1 protein-coding gene is annotated in these 1,837 nt (G+C 30.3%); it reads left to right on the top strand.

Features of this window, described 5'->3' with window-relative positions:
• Positions 1-869 precede the first annotated feature (869 nt).
• A partial coding sequence (gene bioB / locus B154_RS0123945; RefSeq protein ID WP_026260397.1) for a biotin synthase BioB occupies positions 870-1,837 on the top strand: 968 nt, incomplete at its 3' end.

Raw genomic sequence — 1,837 nt, 5'->3', positions numbered from 1 at the left:
AAAGAATAAAAATGATTTTTCGCTATCATAATGACTCATTCTTTTCGTACCAAATCACTCAAGTTTATCTTTTTAATTAAAAGATGTTACGATACGTGATCAAAAGAACGTAAGAGTAACTTTATTTAGCTGTTTACAGCAAATAAACGTATATCTAATGTACTGCTAAGAAGAACATTAGATATACCTTACTACCTTTAGAAAATTCAATTTTTAACTTTAAGTTAGTAAATTATTATTCATTAATTTAAAATTTGTCTAAAATCATCAACAGTATATATAAAGTATATTTTCCCTTCTTGGTCATACCATTATTTAAACGTAGGGTTAAATGCAAACCAGAAGTCTGACGATAACTTCAAGAGTTTCTAGGAAGTTTTTGTTTTTTGGAATATTAGTAATTAAGGCCTCTCTTTTTTAGATAAATGTCAGATTTATTTTTGTATTTAATGGGAGTGCTTCACCCCGAATGTAAACATTTTTATTTTTTTAGTTTACATTTAGAACGCTTAGTTTTATTATCAGTACTAATACAGATATAGGAAAGAGTGGTGAAATGTTTGCTTGTAATCATGAAAAGGTGCGCTAGATATCATGTGTCTAGGTAAGACGATTACGGGGGGGGGATTTACCTTTAGCTGCTACTTTAAATTCTCAAAAGATTTATAAAACATTTTCAAGCGATAATCATGGTGTTAATGCATTTTTACATAGCTATACTTACACCGGTAACCAAATAGTATGTTCCATTGCTTTAGAAATTATTGTTACTTTTGTTCCAATTTTAAGCATATTAAATAAAGAAATTTAAAAAATGGTTATTATTTTTGAAAAAGCACTACACAATATATTAGATGAGGATGATTAATATGAATTTAGCTGAAAAGATTTTAAAAGGAGAAACCTTAACTAAAGAGAGGTTATTGAAAATATATGAAAATCCTAATATAGATACATTAGATTTATTAAACGAAGCCTATATATTAAGAAAACATTATTATGGAAAAAAAGTGAAATTAAATATGATCTTAAATGCTAAGAGTGGTATATGTCCGGAAAACTGTGGTTATTGCGGTCAATCTAGAGATATGAAACAAAAGCAAAGATACGCTCTAGTGCCAGAAGAACAAATTGTTAGCGGAGCCAAAGTAGCTCACGAGAATAACATAGGTACATATTGCATTGTCATGAGCGGCCGAGGACCTAGTAACAAGGAAATTGATCATATAAGTAGAACAGTAGAAGAAATTAAATCAAACCATCCTCAACTGAAAATATGTGCGTGCCTTGGTTTAACTAATGATGAACAAGCTAAGAAGCTCAAAGCGTCTGGCGTTGATAGATATAACCATAATATAAATACGAGTGAAAACTATCATGAAGAAGTTGTAACTACCCATACTTATAAGGACAGAACAAATACTATAGAAATTATGAAAGAAAATAATATTTCACCATGTTCTGGTGTGATTTGTGGGATGGGAGAATCAAATCAAGATATCATTGATATGGCTTTTGCCTTAAAAGAAATAGATGCAGATAGTATTCCTATTAACTTTTTACATCCTATTAAAGGTACAAAGTTTGGAGAAATGGATGAATTGACACCCATGAAGTGCTTGCGACTTATATCTCTATTTAGGATTGTCAATCCATCTAAAGAAATTAGAATTGCTGGCGGTAGAGAAGTTAATTTGCGTTCACTACAACCTTTGGCCTTAAAGGCAGCAAATTCAATATTTGTAGGAGACTACTTAATTACTGGAGGACAGCCTAATAAATTAGATTATAAGATGATAGAAGATTTGGGATTTGAAATCGACTCTGGATATAATGA

Source organism: Segetibacter koreensis DSM 18137 (assembly GCF_000374045.1).
Taxonomy (GTDB): domain Bacteria; phylum Bacteroidota; class Bacteroidia; order Chitinophagales; family Chitinophagaceae; genus Segetibacter; species Segetibacter koreensis.
The sequence above is the reverse complement of the archived record's forward strand: the minus strand, read 5'-3'. Positions and strand labels throughout refer to the sequence as shown.